This is a genomic window from Fructilactobacillus sp. X2R5C3 (assembly GCF_059901325.1).
In genome coordinates this window covers 1-237 of sequence record NZ_JBWXUY010000070.1, presented here as the reverse complement: position 1 = coordinate 237, position 237 = coordinate 1, and the positions used below count along the sequence as shown (strand labels likewise).

At 36.3% G+C, this 237-nt stretch carries 1 protein-coding gene; it reads left to right on the top strand.

Features of this window, described 5'->3' with window-relative positions; translation table 11 throughout:
* Positions 1–237 (top strand): cation:dicarboxylate symporter family transporter (locus tag AC6UDE_RS07200; RefSeq protein ID WP_500697064.1); only part of this gene is annotated, 237 nt, incomplete at both ends.

The window sequence follows — 237 nt, the reverse complement described above, 5'->3', positions numbered from 1 at the left end:
AACTAATATGGTCATGAAATTCGCTCCAATCGGTGTATTTGCACTAATCGGTGTGACTATCTCCAAGTTTGGTTTGGAATCTTTAATTCCGTTAGGAAAGTTTGCGCTTTCTGTTTACGGAACCATGATTTTCTTTGTAATTGTCATTCTGGGTCTTATTGCAAAATTTGTAGGGTTCAATATCTTTACGGTGATTAAACTTCTCAAAGAAGAATTGATTCTTGCGTTCTCTACAGC